This window comes from Micromonospora sp. MGP-C2, assembly GCF_057766525.1.
This window is the reverse complement of record NZ_JBYMEN010000002.1, coordinates 4,557,175-4,570,609: the sequence shown is the minus strand read 5'-3', so window position 1 is coordinate 4,570,609 and position 13,435 is coordinate 4,557,175. Positions and strand designations below refer to the sequence as shown.

16 protein-coding genes are annotated in these 13,435 nt (G+C 72.4%); 7 read left to right on the top strand and 9 right to left on the bottom strand.

The annotated features are described in order from the left end of the window. Positions 1-2 precede the first annotated feature (2 nt). Positions 3-800, top strand: coding sequence for a DUF6597 domain-containing transcriptional factor (locus AC3CF1_RS20995; protein ID WP_488451095.1), 798 nt, complete (start codon positions 3-5; stop codon positions 798-800). A 12-nt stretch (positions 801-812) separates the two neighbouring features. On the opposite strand, the gene AC3CF1_RS20990 is transcribed toward AC3CF1_RS20995, so the two are convergent. The 6 genes from AC3CF1_RS20990 to AC3CF1_RS20965 are packed head-to-tail and all read right to left on the bottom strand — an operon-like array spanning position 813 to position 6,410. Beyond that, positions 813-2,351, bottom strand: coding sequence for a SpoIIE family protein phosphatase (locus tag AC3CF1_RS20990; RefSeq protein WP_328849221.1), 1,539 nt, complete (start codon positions 2,349-2,351; stop codon positions 813-815). Positions 2,352-2,355: 4 nt separating this feature from the next. Then, positions 2,356-3,717: a sensor histidine kinase gene (locus tag AC3CF1_RS20985; protein ID WP_488451094.1), complete on the bottom strand. Its 1,362-nt coding sequence runs from the start codon at positions 3,715-3,717 to the stop codon at positions 2,356-2,358. Then, entirely contained in the window at positions 3,714-4,736 is a 1,023-nt protein-coding gene (locus tag AC3CF1_RS20980) for a SpoIIE family protein phosphatase (RefSeq protein WP_488451093.1), read from the bottom strand. The genes AC3CF1_RS20985 and AC3CF1_RS20980 overlap by 4 nt, the downstream gene beginning before the upstream one ends. Beyond that, complete coding sequence (locus AC3CF1_RS20975) at positions 4,724-5,143, bottom strand: anti-sigma regulatory factor (protein WP_099849810.1); 420 nt, start codon at positions 5,141-5,143, stop codon at positions 4,724-4,726. The genes AC3CF1_RS20980 and AC3CF1_RS20975 overlap by 13 nt, the downstream gene beginning before the upstream one ends. Further along, the gene (locus tag AC3CF1_RS20970; RefSeq protein WP_088951056.1) at positions 5,140-5,550 is read right to left on the bottom strand and encodes an STAS domain-containing protein; all 411 of its coding nucleotides are present in this window, start codon (positions 5,548-5,550) and stop codon (positions 5,140-5,142) included. The genes AC3CF1_RS20975 and AC3CF1_RS20970 overlap by 4 nt, the downstream gene beginning before the upstream one ends. After that, complete coding sequence (locus AC3CF1_RS20965; protein WP_141907554.1) at positions 5,550-6,410, bottom strand: STAS domain-containing protein; 861 nt, start codon at positions 6,408-6,410, stop codon at positions 5,550-5,552. The genes AC3CF1_RS20970 and AC3CF1_RS20965 overlap by 1 nt, the downstream gene beginning before the upstream one ends. Before the next feature lie 163 nt (positions 6,411-6,573). On the opposite strand from AC3CF1_RS20965, the gene AC3CF1_RS20960 reads away from it, so the two are divergent. Then, positions 6,574-6,930 carry an STAS domain-containing protein gene (locus tag AC3CF1_RS20960; RefSeq protein ID WP_088951054.1) on the top strand — a complete coding sequence of 119 codons (357 nt, stop codon included), beginning with the start codon at positions 6,574-6,576 and terminating at the stop codon, positions 6,928-6,930. 11 nt (positions 6,931-6,941) lie between these two features. Here AC3CF1_RS20960 and AC3CF1_RS20955 read toward each other — a convergent pair whose 3' ends face one another. Continuing rightward, positions 6,942-8,216, bottom strand: a complete 1,275-nt coding sequence (locus AC3CF1_RS20955) for an MFS transporter (protein WP_210792021.1) — start codon at positions 8,214-8,216, stop codon at positions 6,942-6,944. A gap of 86 nt (positions 8,217-8,302) precedes the next feature. Between AC3CF1_RS20955 and AC3CF1_RS20950 the strand changes: the two genes are divergently transcribed. From AC3CF1_RS20950 to AC3CF1_RS20935, 4 genes are all read left to right on the top strand, one after another. Beyond that, positions 8,303-8,983 carry a FadR/GntR family transcriptional regulator gene (locus AC3CF1_RS20950; protein ID WP_210928266.1) on the top strand — a complete coding sequence of 227 codons (681 nt, stop codon included), beginning with the start codon at positions 8,303-8,305 and terminating at the stop codon, positions 8,981-8,983. Positions 8,984-9,022: 39 nt separating this feature from the next. Next, positions 9,023-9,484, top strand: a complete 462-nt coding sequence (mscL, locus tag AC3CF1_RS20945) for a large conductance mechanosensitive channel protein MscL (protein WP_488451092.1) — start codon at positions 9,023-9,025, stop codon at positions 9,482-9,484. Positions 9,485-9,566: 82 nt separating this feature from the next. Then, a complete protein-coding gene (locus AC3CF1_RS20940) occupies positions 9,567-9,818 on the top strand; it encodes a hypothetical protein (protein ID WP_088951051.1) in 252 nt (83 codons plus the stop codon). 194 nt (positions 9,819-10,012) lie between these two features. Continuing rightward, a complete protein-coding gene (locus AC3CF1_RS20935) occupies positions 10,013-10,384 on the top strand; it encodes a hypothetical protein (protein ID WP_088951050.1) in 372 nt (123 codons plus the stop codon). Between the two features lie 67 nt (positions 10,385-10,451). Here AC3CF1_RS20935 and AC3CF1_RS20930 read toward each other — a convergent pair whose 3' ends face one another. Further along, complete coding sequence (locus AC3CF1_RS20930) at positions 10,452-11,714, bottom strand: benzoate/H(+) symporter BenE family transporter (protein WP_488451091.1); 1,263 nt, start codon at positions 11,712-11,714, stop codon at positions 10,452-10,454. A 58-nt stretch (positions 11,715-11,772) separates the two neighbouring features. Here AC3CF1_RS20930 and AC3CF1_RS20925 point away from each other — a divergent pair, with 58 nt between their 5' ends. Beyond that, on the top strand, positions 11,773-12,333 hold the full coding sequence (locus tag AC3CF1_RS20925; protein WP_328368278.1) for an XRE family transcriptional regulator: 561 nt from the start codon (positions 11,773-11,775) through the stop codon (positions 12,331-12,333). Between the two features lie 5 nt (positions 12,334-12,338). Here AC3CF1_RS20925 and AC3CF1_RS20920 read toward each other — a convergent pair whose 3' ends face one another. Next, positions 12,339-13,379: a helix-turn-helix domain-containing protein gene (locus AC3CF1_RS20920; protein ID WP_488451090.1), complete on the bottom strand. Its 1,041-nt coding sequence runs from the start codon at positions 13,377-13,379 to the stop codon at positions 12,339-12,341. Positions 13,380-13,435: the final 56 nt, after the last annotated feature.

Sequence of the window (13,435 nt, the reverse complement as noted above, 5' to 3'; positions counted from 1 at the left end):
AAATGCGACAGCGACCGCGTGGCGACAGCCGGGGGATTCTCGACCCCGGGCGGATGCTGCGCGAGGTGCGCTTCCGTCGGCACCTGCCGGCGGAGCCGCTACGCCGGTGGGTCGAGCACTACTGGTTGATCGACTGGGAGTTGAGCACACCGTTCGAGCAGCGGGTGGTGCCGCACCCGGCGGTGAACGTGGTGTTCCGGCGGGACGGCGACGGGCCCGAGTCCGGCGAGGTGGCCGGGGTGGGCCGCGACCTGTTCCGGATCACGCTCAGCGGCACCGGACGGGTGGGCGGGGTGCAGTTCCGCCCCGGTGGCTTCCACGCGTTCTGGCGCCAGCCGATCAGCGAGCTGACCGGCCGCCGGGTGCCACTGCCCACGGGCCGGCTGGCACGCCCCGACTTCCCGGTGTGCGCGGTCGCCGACGACGAGCGTTGCCGCGCCATCGACGCCCTGCTCACCGCCTGGGACCCAGCGCCGGACCCGACTGCGGACGAGGCCGTCCGGCTGGCCGAGGCGATCCGCACCGACCGGACGGTGTTGCGGGTCGACGACTTCGCGGCGCGGCACGACCTTCCGGTCCGCCGGTTGCAGCGACTCTTCCTGGAGTACGTGGGGGTCGGCCCGAAGTGGGTGATCCGCCGCTACCGGCTCCAGGAGGCCGTCGAGCAGGCCGCCGGTGGCCCACTGAAATGGGCGGCCCTCGCCGCCGACCTCGGTTACAGCGACCAGGCCCACCTGGTTCGCGACTTCACCGCAGTGGCCGGGGTGTCACCCGCCGCGTACGCCCGCTCGGTGCACTGAGGCCGCGCCGGCTCAGCGGCGGCGCAGGACGACCACGGCGACGTCGTCCTGGATCTCCGGTGGGGCCAACTCCACCAGCAGCCGGGCGCAGAAGCGGTCCAGGTCGTCGTCGACGGTGGCGCAGACCCCGGCGAGCGCTGCCAGCCCCTCGTCGATGGTCGCGTCCCGCCGCTCGATCAGCCCGTCGGTGTAGAACACCAGCGTGGCCCCGGCCGGCACCACGAACTCCAGGTCGTCCGGGCGAGGTGCGCGGACGCCGAGCAGCGGCGCGGAGTGCTGCACGAACTCGACCTTGCCGTCCATGCTGAGCACCGGCGGAAGATGCCCGGCGCTGGCCAGCCGAACCCGCCCGGTCGGTGGGTGCAGCAGCAGCACGCAGAGTGTGGCGATCTCGTTGGGCAGCAGGGTCCGCATCAGCTCGTTGACCCGGTGCAGGATCTCTCCGGGCTGGTGCCCCTCGACCGCGTACGCCCGCACCGCGTGCCGCAGCTCGGCCATCACGGTCGCCGCGTGCAAAGAGTGGCCGGCCACGTCTCCGATCGCCAGCAGCAGGTGCCCGTCGAGCATCACCAGTTCGTAGAAGTCGCCGCCCACCTCGGTCCGTGCGCTGGCCGGCTCATAGCGCACCGCGAGGTCCAGTCCGGCGACGGTGGGCAGCCCGCGCGGGAGCAGGCTGCGTTGGAGGGTGACCGCGATCCGGTGCTCCTCGTCGAACGAGCGCTGCCCCTCCACGGCCGCCGCCACCGCCTGAGCGAGCTGCTTGAGCACCGGGGTCCGAGCGGTCTGGGTGGCGGTCGGGACCACCACGTACAGCGGGGCCCGGTCCTCGCGCAGCCGGGCGGCGGCGACTGTCACCGTGTCGTCCGTCGGCCACTCGACCAGCGCCCAGCTCTGCGGGGTCTGCACCCGGACCGTGGCGCCGGTCGGCACCCCGGTGTCGTCGACGACCCACGGCACCACAGTGGCCACCGCGCCGGGGCCGGCGCAGATTCCCGCGATGCAGTCACCGTCGAAGGTCTCGGCGATCACCGCCGCCGGGCTCTTGAAGATCTGCGCGGCGCCCTCGGCGGCGGCCTCCAGCAGACGCGCGAAGGTTGGTGCGGCGTGCACCGCAACTGTCGTGTCGGCGAGCCCGAGCAGCCGCTCGGCGAGCAGCTCGGCGCGCTGCCGGGCCTGGTAGTAGCGCAGGACCGCCCGCGTGGTGGCGATCAGCTCTTCCGGCTCGATCGGCTCGGTCAGGTACGCGTCGGCACCCCGGGTCAGCCCCTGGGCACGGTCGGCCACGTCCACGGCGTGCGCCGACACGTGGATCACCGGCATCGCCGGATGCCGGATCTTGATCTGTTCGCAGACCTCGAACCCGCTCAGGTCCGGCAATCGGACGTCGAGGACGACCAGGTCGATCCGGTCCACCTCGACCCGAGCCAGCGCCTCGGCGCCGTTCTCCGCCTCCAGCACTGTGAACCCGGCCCGGGTCAGCCAGCTGACCAGCAGGTAACGCTTGGTACGACTGTCGTCGACGACCAGGATGGTTGCCGGCATGCCGTCCATGCTGTCACGCCCCGCCGGTGGGCAGGGACACGGTGAATGTGCTGCCTCGCCCCGGCTCGCTGGTCAGCTCCAGCGACCCGCCGAGCAGTGTCACCAACCGCCGGGCGTACGGCAGGCCGAGGCCGGTGCCGCCGACCCGGGTGGCGCCCGGCACCTGGTAGAACTCCTCGAAGATCCGGTCGTGCAGCTCGGCGGCGATGCCGGGCCCGGTGTCGGTGACCTCGAAGGTCCACCGGTCGCCGTGCTGGCGGGCCCGCAGCCGCACCTCACCGCGCTGGGTGAACTTCAACCCGTTGTGCAGCAGGTTGCGCAGCACCTGGCCGAGCAGCACCTCGTCGGTGCGCAGCAGAGTCGGCGCGGTCGGCTCCTCCACCACCAGCGCGACCTCCGGGCGGGTGGCCAGCGCGCGCATCGTGCCGCGCAGTTGACCGAGAACCGACCGCAGGTCGACGTCCGTCAGGTCCGGTTCGATCCGGCCGGACTCCGCCTTGGCCAGGTCCAGCAGCTCGTTGACCAGATTGAGCAGATCCGCCGCCGACGAGCGGATCAGGTCGATCTGGCGGCCCTGCTCGTCGGTGAGCGGGTCGGAGGCGGAGTCGGTGAGCAGCCGCCCCAACCCGATGATCGCGGTGACCGGGGCGCGCAGTTCGTGGCTCACGTTGGCGAGGAACCGGCTCTTCGACTCGCTCGCCGCACGGAGCTGGGCCGACTTCTCGTCCAGCTCGGCGTAGAGGGCGACGACACCGCGGTTGGTCTCCTCCAACTCCTCGGTGAGCTGGTTGTAGAGCGCCAGCACACCCCGGTTGGTCTCGGCCAGCTCCTCGTTGAGCACGGCCAGCTCGTCGCGCTGGCTGCGCACCTCGTCGAGGGCGGCGATCAGCTGCCCGTTCTGCACTGTCAACTCGTCCAGCGCGCTGCCCGGCGCGGTACGACCGAGTTCGGCGCGGAACTCGGCGAGCCGCTCCGGTGTCGGCGTCGGCGCGCTGGCCGGAACTCGTCGGGACATCCTCACGACCGTAACCCCACCGACGGTCGACACGCTCAACGTGTCGACCAGTCGGGACACCGCGCCGGACTGCGGCTGGTAGCGGCCGTCCGGGAGCGGAGCCACCGGGGCCAGGTCGGCCCGCAGGTGGAACCGGCCGTCGATGCCCGCGTCGATGTGGAAGGAGATGTCCGCACCGCCGGTCGTCCGCAACAGGTCCCGGGCGACCTCGCTGAGCGCGGTGGCGATCCGAACCTGGTCCTGGTGTTCCAGACCGACCACCGCCGCCACCTCGCGGCCCCGCTGGCGGATCACGAAGATGTCCTGCTCGACCCGCAGCGCCATCTGCAACAGCGGCAGCGCAGCCGGCTCGCCGGTCATGTCCAGGACCTCGCGACCAGTACGCAGGCGTCGTCACGTCGCACACCCGCGTCGCGCAGGAGAGTCGCCGCCATGACCAGCGGGGACCGCTGCGCCAGGCCCGGGTAGTCGGCCAACCGCCAACGGTCGACCACCCCGTCGCTGTGCATCACCAGCCGGGCGCCCGGAGCGAGTGGGTAGTCGTACTCCCGGATCGTCGGCCGCTGGTGACCGGCGATGCCGGGCAGCGACACCAGCCCTCGCCGGTGACCGTTGCCCTCGACGACGGCGCCGGCGATGTTGCCGAGGCCTGCGTAGTGCAGCACACCGGCAGCCGGTGCCAGCTCGGCGACCGCGAGCGCCGCGCCACGGGTGTGCGACATGCTCCGGTGCAGGTGACCGACCACCACCGCCGGTGGGCCGGCCGGGGCGTCCCGGAAGGCGGCCAGTGCCGCCTCGGTGGCGGCAGCGGCGAGCGGGCCGTGCCCCAACCCGTCGCTGACCAGCACCTGGTGCCGTCCGTCGACGATCCGGACGGCGTACCCGTCGCCGCTTACCGTCTCACCGGTCAGCGGTCGGGTGAGGGCGCCGGCCCAGGACGGCCGGGCCGGCTCCGCCGGCCAGACCTGCACGGCGAGGACGGTGCCCTTGCCGGGCAGCGAATATCCGTCGAACCAGCTGGCCTGCCGCACGATGGCGCCCAGACCGATGCCGAGGGTGCCGGTGGTGGAGTGCCCGTCCTGGGACGAGACGGTCAGGTCGGCCATGCCGGGCCCGGAGTCGATGGCGATCAGTTCCACGCCGGCCTGCCCGGCACGGCGCACCGGCCGGAGCAGCAGCACTCCCTCGTCGGCGTGCTTGACCAGGTTGCTGGTCAGCTCGGCGGCGACGATGGCCAGGTCGGCGATGCGCGCCGCACCCATTTCGACCTGCGCACCGAGGCGTTCGGCGGCGCGCCGGACGGCGCTCGCCGCACTGCTGGCCTCCACCCGGAACCAGATGCCACTGTCGGTAACCGCCTCGGCGTTCACCGGGACCACTTGGTGACCGTGATCCGCGTGCCGGTTTCCGGAGACGTCTCGATCTCGAACTCGTCGACCAGCCGGCGGGACCCGCTCAGCCCGAGGCCGAGCCCTCCGCCGCTGGTGTAGCCGTCGGTCATGGCCAGATTCAGGTCGGCGATGCCCGGCCCGGAGTCGGCGAAGACGATCCGGACGCCCTTGCGTCGGCCGTTGTCCACGGTCGTCACCTCGACCGAGCCGCCACCGCCGTACACAAGGGTGTTGCGGGCCAACTCGCTCGCCGCGGTGACCACCTTGGTCTGGTCGACGAGGGACAGCTTGACGGCCACCGCAACGGCGCGAACCAACTGCCGGACGCGCACCACGTCCTCATCGCTCTGGATCACCTGCGCCTGCGGGTGGCCCAGGTCGATGTCCGCGGTCACGTCGTAGCCGTCTCGGCGTCCGGATCGTCGTCGAGCTGGTCATCGAGCTCGTCGGCGTGGGCAGCCGCGATCAGTTCCATGCCGCGCTCGACGTTCAGCGCGGTACGGATGCCGTTCAGCGACAACCCCAGTTCGACAAGGGTGATGGCGACGGCTGGGCGCATCCCGACCACCACCGTCTCCGCGTCGAGCACCTTGGAGATCGAGGCGATGGTGGAGAGCATGCGCCCGACGAAGGAGTCGACGATGTCCAGCGCGGTGATGTCGATGATGACGCCGTGGCAGCCGGTGTCCACGATCCGCTCGGCGAGATCCTCCTGGAGCTGTACGGCCGTCTGGTCGGACATGTCCAGTTGGATCGAGACGAGCAGGATGTCGCCGATCTTGAGGATCGGAACGCGCTCCATCAGACGCCCCGACGCGGCTGGCGACGGGCGGTTTCCACCCCGCTGAGCCGCAGCACGTGACGCAGCGCATCGGCGAGGCTCGCCTTGGTGGCGATGTCGCCGAACTCGATGCCGAGCGCGACGATGGTCTGCGCGATCTGCGGACGGATGCCGGAGATGATGCAGTCGGCACCCATCAGCCGGGCGGCCACCACGGTCTTCAGGATGTGCTGGGCGACCTGGGTGTCCACCGCCGGGACGCCGGTGATGTCGATGATCGCGTACGGGGAGCCGGTGTCGACCAGGGTCTGGAGCAGCCGCTCCATCACCACCTGGGCCCGGGCCGAGTCCAGGGTGCCGACCAGCGGGACGGCGACCACGCCTTCCCAGAGCTTGACCACCGGCGTGGAGAGCTCGAGCAGCTGCTCGGCCTGGTCGGCGATCAGGCTCTCCCGGGTGCGGACGAAGCTCTCGAAGGTGAACAGGCCCATCTCGTCGACCAGCTTGGAGAAGGCGACGAAGTCGTGCAACGCGGTTGGTCCGCCGGCCTCCTGCACCAGCTCGGCCAGCACGTCCTTGAGCGCGAAGATGCTGATCGTGGTCTCGGTGGCCGAGAAGCCCTGCCGGGCCCGACCACGGGACAACTCGGAGAGCGCGGCCCGCAACTCGGCCGCGTTTTCGCTGGCCAGATCGATTCCACCCTGCTGACCGGTGGCGACGACGGCACGGTGCAGGTCCTCGACCTGACGGCGCAACTCGGCCTGGCTCAGCCGGCCCCGCAACGAACTGGTGACGATCTCGGTCCACCGAGTCGTGACCCGTTCGCCCTGCCCGCTGAGTAGCGCAGCGAGCCGACCACTTTCTTCGGTGCTCAACGCCATTTCGAACCCCCTTGACCTGGACCGGGCGGACTCTATCACCGGGGCCTGATCAACTAGTTGCCCCGTAGCAACGGAATGACGACGGCCACCGGATCCTGCCTCCCGTTCTGCGTACGACCCCGGTCGTGGGATACCGTTCCCCCGATAACAGGAGGTCTGGCGAATGTCCTTGACGGTGCACACGGAACAGCGCGGCGACGTGGTCGTCGTGTCGGTGGCGGGCGAGCTTGACATGGCCACCGCACCGCAGCTTCAGGACCAGATCACCGACCTGCTCGACAAGGGCCGTAGCCGGCTGGTGTTCGACCTGGCGGACGTCTCGTTCTGCGACTCGACCGGGTTGTCGGTCTTCGTCCGCGCCAAGAACAGCTGCGACGAGGCTGGCGGCGTGGTCCGGCTGGCCGCACCACAGCGCGGGGTGCTGCGCATCCTCGAGGTGAGCGGGCTGGTCGAGGTGCTGCACACCTACCCCACCGTGGATGAGGCAGTCGCCGGCGAACCGACGCCGGCTTCCTCCTGAGCGTTGCGGTTTCACTCGTCCTCGACATAGCGGGGACGAGCGATCGCCAGGCCCGCCATGGTCTGCACGGCGAGTGCGCCCAGCAGGAACCCGATCGGCGCGGTCCAGCCCCCGGTCACCTCGTAGAGGATGCCGACCATCAGCGGGCCGAGAGCGGCGATCACGTACCCGGTGCTCTGCGCGAACGCGGAGAGCGCGACGGTGCCCTCTGCGGTGCGGGCACGTAGACCGATGGCGGTCAGGATCATCGGGAACGCGCCCTGCCCGATCGCCAGGAGGGCGACCCAGAGCAGCGCGGCGCGGTTCGGCGCGAGGGCCAGACCCAGGTAGGCCAGCGTCGACGCGGTGGTCAGCCCGAGCACCAGCGGGCGCAGGCTCCCCAGTCGGCCGGCCAGGGTGGGCATCACCAGCGCGATCGGCACGCCGAGCGCTGTCACCCCGGCGAGCAGCAGCCCGGCCGACTCCGGCTGGTAGCCCGCGTCGCGGAACAACTGGGCCAGCCAGCCCATGATCGCGTACCCGCTGAGCGACTGCGCCCCGAAGTAGACGGCCATCGCCCAGCCGAGCCGGGTGCGCGCCGGCCGAACCCGTACCGGCGCTGCGGCGACCGCCGTCGGGGTCGCCCGCCGCGCGCCCGCCCGGGTCCGCAGCGCCAGCGGCACCCACGGGAGTACGGCCACCGCGGCCATCGCGGCCCAGACGCCAAGCCCGGCCCGCCACGATCCGAAGGCGTGCGCGATCGGCACCGCGGAGGCGGCGGCCACCGTCGTGCCCACTGTCAACGCCATCGTGTACGCGCCGGTGACCAGGCCGGTGCGGTGCGGGAAGTGCTGCTTGACGAGCATCGGCAGCAGGATGTTGGCGACCGCGATGCCGGACAGCGCGAGGGCGCTGGTGAGCACGAACACCAAGGTCGAGTCGGTGATGACCCGGAGCACCTGACCGACGGCGAGGGCGAGCATGGCGACCACCAGCACCCGGGCCGGCGCCACCCGGCGGACCAGCCACGGGGTGAGCGCGCCGAGGCCGGCGAACGCGATGGTCGGCAGGGTGGTGACCAGACCGGCGGTGGCGCCGGAGAGGCCCAGCCCGTCGCGGACCTCATCGAGCAGCGCGCCGAGGCTCGTCACCACGGCCCGCAGGTTGAGCGCGACCAGCAGCATCCCGACCAGCACGAGCGCGCCACCGGTCGCCGGGTGCGTCCGTCGACCCGTGTCGGGGTCCCGCGTCGGGCGGGCGGTGACGGGAGCGGGCGGCGCCGGAGCGGCGGTTGGTGGCGGGGTCATGGCCTCTAACCTACAATCATGGGATGAATTTGGGACCGGTGATGTAACCAGTGCCACCGTCGGTTGATTTCCCCTCCGCCCCGCCGGTGCCGCCCCACGGCCAGCCCGCCGTGCCACCTCGCGGCCACCGCGTCCGGCAGACGACCGAGCAGCTCCGCGCCCGGATCCTGGGCGGTGAGTGGCCGGTCGGCGGGCGCATCCCCACCGAGCCACAGCTCGTCGCCGCGCTGGGCGTGGGGCGCAACACGGTCCGCGAGGCGGTCCGAGCCCTGGTGCACGCCGGGGTGCTGGAGTGCCGGCAGGGCTCCGGCACGTACGTGGTGTCCACCGACGAGCTGGCACCAGTGGTGGCCCGCCGCCTCGGCGACGACCGGATGACCGAGGTCATCGAGGTGCGCCGGGCCTTCGAGGTGGAGGCCGCCCGGCTCGCCGCGCTGAGGCGTACACCGGAGGACCTGGCGGCGCTCGACGGCGCGCTCGCCGAGCGCGAGGCCGCCTGGCACGGCGGCCGGGTCGACGCGTTCGTCGAGGCCGACGCGGCGCTGCACACGGCGGTGGTCGCCGCCGCGCACAACGCCATGCTCGCCGAGCTGTACGCCTCGGTCGGCACCGCCCTGCGCAGCACGGTCGCCGAGGCGATGGGAGGCGCGCTCACCCCCGAGCGCTACGTCGACCACACCCGACTGGTCGAGGCGATCCGGGCCGGCGATCCCAGCCGGGCCGCGCTCGAAGCCGGCGCTTTTCTGGAACCCGCCGAACGGGCATAGGTTGTGCCGGACAGAAAAGCGGACACTTCAGGAGTACGAATGCTCAAGGGCTTCAAAGACTTCATCATGCGCGGCAACGTCGTCGACCTGGCGGTCGGCATCGTGATCGGTGCCGCGTTCACGGGCGTGGTCACCCAGCTCACCAAGTCGTTCCTCGAACCACTGATCAAGGCACTCGGCGGGGGCACTGGCCTGTCGGCCGGGAGGTGGGAGATCACCAAGGGCAACTACATGGACTGGGCGGGGTTCATCAACGCCCTGATCACCTTCCTGCTCACCGCCGCGGTGCTCTACTTCTTCGTGGTGTTCCCCATGAACAAGCTGGCCGAGCGTCGGCAGCGGGGCGAGGAGCCGCCGCCGGCGGCGCCGAGCGAGGAGGTCAAGCTGCTCACCGAGATCCGGGACGCGCTGGTCTCCGCCGGTCACAGCACCCCGGGCCAGCAGCGTGGGGCACTCGACGACGTGCTGGGCCGCCGGACCGAACCCCCGGCGCCGCGCTGACCTGAACGAGATGCACATCGGCCCCTGCGGGATTCCCGCAGGGGCCGCATCTTCTCGTACGTGTGTTCGATAGAGTCCCGCCATGGAGCAGCGAAAGCACTGGTGGAACGGGAAGTGGGGGCGGCTGGCCCGGCGGGACGTCTTCCTGCGGGTGGACGCCGACCGGTGGCACGTCGAGCAGCGGGCCGGCGGCGCGGAGGGCATCTCCCGGTTCTACGAGTACGGCAGTGCGGACGAGGCCGAGGACACCGTCCGGGCGCTTCTCGACGGCCCGGACACCTGGCGGGAGCTGTCTCCACGCCCGCCGGGCAGTTGGACCCTCCCGAACAGCTGAGCAACCGGCCGCGGTCCGTCGTCCCCCGCCACCCCGGCACCCGCAGTTCGGTGGCGATCATGCCCATCACCCTCATGCGCCGCCCGCGACTGCCACTCGTGGGCTGCCCCAGCCGCCCGCGACCTCCGCTGCCCGGGCGGCGGGTCGGGCGGTGACGGCGTTTAGCGGCGTATCGCCCTGGGAACCGCGGTGGGATGGACCAGCAGGACGAGCAGCAGGCGACCATCTCGCGGATCACCACCGGGATGCCGGTGATCGACTCAGCCGGCACCGAGGTCGGGACTGTGGACCTCGTCCAGCGGGGCGACCCCAACGCGGTGACCGTCCAGACGTCGACCGCCGACCCGGGCAGCAGCCTGGACGAGCTGATCGAGGCGACCGCCGTCGAGGAGCCGGACGTCCCGGCCGACCTGGCGGCGCGGCTGCTGCACAGCGGCTATCTGAAGGTCTCGACCGAGTTGACCCGCACGGGCGCGGTGTACGTGCCAGCCGACCGGATCGGGTCGGTGGCCGACGGCCGGGTCCTCCTCGCCGTGGGTGTGGCCGACCTGCCGCCAGAGGAGTAGCCCCACCAGCGTGATCGACTCGGGTTCAAGGAAATCGGGGCGTCCGGAGCCTTAGGACACCCCGATTTCATGAACCCCGAGTGGATCTTTCCGGCGCTGCGAGCGCGGGCTGGTCCGGCGCAGCGGAGGCGGGTTGCCCCGGCGCAGCGGGGCCGGGCTCGTCCGGCCCCTCGGCGGGTCGGCGGCGGCGGAAGAGCAGCAGCATCAGGCAGCCCACGACCAGGCCCCAGAACGCGCCGCCCACACCGATCAGCGTCATCCCGGAGGCGGTCACCACGAAGGTGACCACTGCGGCCTCCCTGGTCTCCGGGTCGGTCACCGCCGAGGCGAGCGCGGTCGCGAGGGCGCCCAGCAGGGCCAGCCCGGCGACCGCCTCGATGAGGATCGGTGGGGCGACCGCGACCAGTGCGGTGGCCGCGCCGGCACCCAACCCGAGCAGGGCCAACCCGACGCCGGCGGTGACCGAGGCGACCCACCGGCGCTCCGGGTCGGGGTGCGCGTCGGGGCCGGCGGCGAGCGCGGCGGTGATCGCCGCGAGGTTCACGGCGTGCCCACCGGCCGGGGCGGCGAGCAGGCTGGCCAGGCCGGTGGCCCGCAGCGCGGCGCCGAACGGCGGCCGGTAGCCGTAGCCGACCAGCACGGCCATGCCGGGTACGTTCTGCGCGGCCATGGTGACCAGGAACAGCGGGAGGGCCAGCCCGACCAGCGCGGACACGTTCCAGGCCGGCGCGGTCAGCGTGACCGACGGGACCAGCGCGGCACCGGTCAGACCGGCCGGCGGGGTGGTCAGCGCGATCGCCGCCACCGCCACGACCAGCGCGCCGGGCACCGCCCAGCGGCGGGCGAACCGGTGCAGGAGCAGCCAGCCGACCACCACCGGCCCGGCCACCAGGGGCAACTCGACCAGCGCGCGGACCGGGGCGGTGCACAGCGGCAACAGCACCCCGGCGAGCATCGCGCCGGCCACCGGCTTGGGAATGGCGGCCACCGCGCGGCCGAGTGGTGGGAACAGCCCGGCCGCGACGATCAGCGCACCGGAGACGAGGAAGGCGCCCACCGCGACCGGCCATCCGCCCAGGGGCGGCCCGGTCGCGACCAGCAGCGCCGCACCCGGCGTGGACCAGGCCACGCTCATCGGTATCCGGTGTCGCCAGCCCAGCCAGGCGGCGGCGAGCCCGCACGCCACGCAGAGGGCCAGCAGACCGGAGGCGGCCTGCGCGTCCGACGCGCCAGCCGCACGGAGCCCGGCCAGCACGACGGTGAACGAGCTGGCGAAGCCGACCAGCGCGGTGACCACGCCGGCCAGCACCGGTTGCACACGTCCGGCCATCCCCACCCTCCCCCGGCCGTTCCGTTTACGGAACGACAGCGTGTAGGACGATAGCCGGGTGCCGCACCCACCACCAGCCCGCCGCCCGAACCTCGATGTCGACCCCGCCGTCGTCGGTCGCCGGGTCCGCGCGCTGCGCGAGGAGCGGGGGATCTCGCTGTCCGCACTCGCCCGACTCGCCGGCGTCGGGAAGGCCACCCTCTCCGGCCTGGAGCACGGCACCCGCAACCCGACCCTGGAGACGCTCTGGGCGGTCACCGTGCAACTCGGCGTACCGCTGACCGGTGTGCTGGCCGAGCCATCCGAAGAGCCCACAGTGCACGGCACCGCGGTCAGCGCCACGCTGCTGGAGGTCTTCACCGACACCGACGCGACCTACGAGCTGTACCGGATGCGGGTCGCACCCGGGCCCGGGCAGCTCTCCCCCGCCCACCAGGCGGGCGTCACCGAACACGTCACCGTCTTCGCCGGGGTGCTGCGCGCAGGCCCGGCCGACGCGCCGCTGACCGCCTCGGCCGGCGGTCACCTCCGCTGGGTGTCGGACGTCCCACACACGTACGCGGCGGTGGGTGACGAGGAGGTCGCCGCCAGCCTGCTGCTGCGCTATCCGCGCCGCTGACCGCCTCAGTCCACCGGGGCAGGCACCGGCGGCCGGCGGCGTACCGCCCAGAGCGCCACCTCGGTCCGCGACGCCGAGCCGGTCTTGCGCAGCAGGTTCGACACGTGCACGGTGACCGTGCGCACCGAGATGCCGAGCGCCTTCGCGACCTGCTTGTTCGACATCCCGTCGACCAGGCAGCCCAGCACCTCGACCTCCCGGGCGGTCAACTCCGGGTCGACCGCCGCCATCGGTTCGACCGTCGCCATCGGGTCGACCGGTGGGCGCGGCTCGGGCAGTCGCCGGAGCAACGCCTCCGGCCCGTCTCCGGCGTGCGCGGCCAGCAACTCGGTCAGCGCGTACGGATTGCCGCCGGTGCACCGCCACAGCGAGGCGACCAGCCGGTCGGACGGGTCGCAGCCCTCGTACACCTGGGTGAGGACCTCGGCGACCTCGGCCTGGCGCAGCGGGCCGAGGTGCTGGCGGACGGCTCCCCGGACCCCACTGAGCCGGGCGAGCGCACGACGCGTCAGCTCCGGCGCCACCGCGTCGGCGGCCGGCCGGCTGGCCACCACCAGCAGGGCGGGCAGTTCGGCCACTGTGGCCAGCTCGCCGATCAGGTTGACGCTGGCCGGGTCGAGCGCGTGCAGGTCCTCCACCACGAGAACGGCCGGGCCGGCGCCGACCAACAACTGGACGGTCCGCACGGCGAGTCGCAGCAGGGTGCCGGGCGCGTACCGCTCCCGGGGTGCGGTGGGCTGCTGTGCCAGCCACGCCAGCGCGTCCGACGGCAGGGCGAGTCGACCGGTGTCGCGCCCGGTGAGCACGGCGGCCAACCAGTCGTACGGGGCCGGGCCGTGCACCCGGGCGGCCCCGGAGAGGATCATCGCGGGACGAGGCGTGAGGGCGTCCACAGCGGCGGCGACCAGCAGACTCTTGCCCACTCCCGCCGCGCCGGTGATCACCGCGACGGTCGGCGCCGAGCGGCCGGCCGCCGACACGACGGACCACGCGCGGTCGAGCTCGGCAAGCTCGCCGGCGCGTCCGACCATGGACACCGGCATCATTTCTCAACCCTACGCAGTAGTGCGTAGAGACGAAGGCAGGGTCTTCTTGGCAAGCT

Excerpts from the sequence above, each read along its gene's own strand:
- AC3CF1_RS20960 (WP_088951054.1), top strand. The coding sequence starts at position 6,574 with ATGTCCTTGACGGTGCACACGGAACAGCGCGGCGACGTGGTCGTCGTG.
- AC3CF1_RS20930 (WP_488451091.1), bottom strand. The coding sequence starts at position 11,714 with ATGGCCGGACGTGTGCAACCGGTGCTGGCCGGCGTGGTCACCGCGCTG.
- AC3CF1_RS20965 (WP_141907554.1), bottom strand. The coding sequence starts at position 6,410 with ATGGCGTTGAGCACCGAAGAAAGTGGTCGGCTCGCTGCGCTACTCAGC.
- AC3CF1_RS20970 (WP_088951056.1), bottom strand. The coding sequence starts at position 5,550 with ATGGAGCGCGTTCCGATCCTCAAGATCGGCGACATCCTGCTCGTCTCG.
- mscL (WP_488451092.1), top strand. The coding sequence starts at position 9,023 with ATGCTCAAGGGCTTCAAAGACTTCATCATGCGCGGCAACGTCGTCGAC.
- AC3CF1_RS20920 (WP_488451090.1), bottom strand. The coding sequence starts at position 13,379 with ATGATGCCGGTGTCCATGGTCGGACGCGCCGGCGAGCTTGCCGAGCTC.
- AC3CF1_RS20935 (WP_088951050.1), top strand. The coding sequence starts at position 10,013 with ATGGACCAGCAGGACGAGCAGCAGGCGACCATCTCGCGGATCACCACC.
- AC3CF1_RS20990 (WP_328849221.1), bottom strand. The coding sequence starts at position 2,351 with ATGGACGGCATGCCGGCAACCATCCTGGTCGTCGACGACAGTCGTACC.
- AC3CF1_RS20985 (WP_488451094.1), bottom strand. The coding sequence starts at position 3,717 with ATGACCGGCGAGCCGGCTGCGCTGCCGCTGTTGCAGATGGCGCTGCGG.
- AC3CF1_RS20995 (WP_488451095.1), top strand. The coding sequence starts at position 3 with ATGCGACAGCGACCGCGTGGCGACAGCCGGGGGATTCTCGACCCCGGG.
- AC3CF1_RS20940 (WP_088951051.1), top strand. The coding sequence starts at position 9,567 with ATGGAGCAGCGAAAGCACTGGTGGAACGGGAAGTGGGGGCGGCTGGCC.
- AC3CF1_RS20955 (WP_210792021.1), bottom strand. The coding sequence starts at position 8,216 with ATGACCCCGCCACCAACCGCCGCTCCGGCGCCGCCCGCTCCCGTCACC.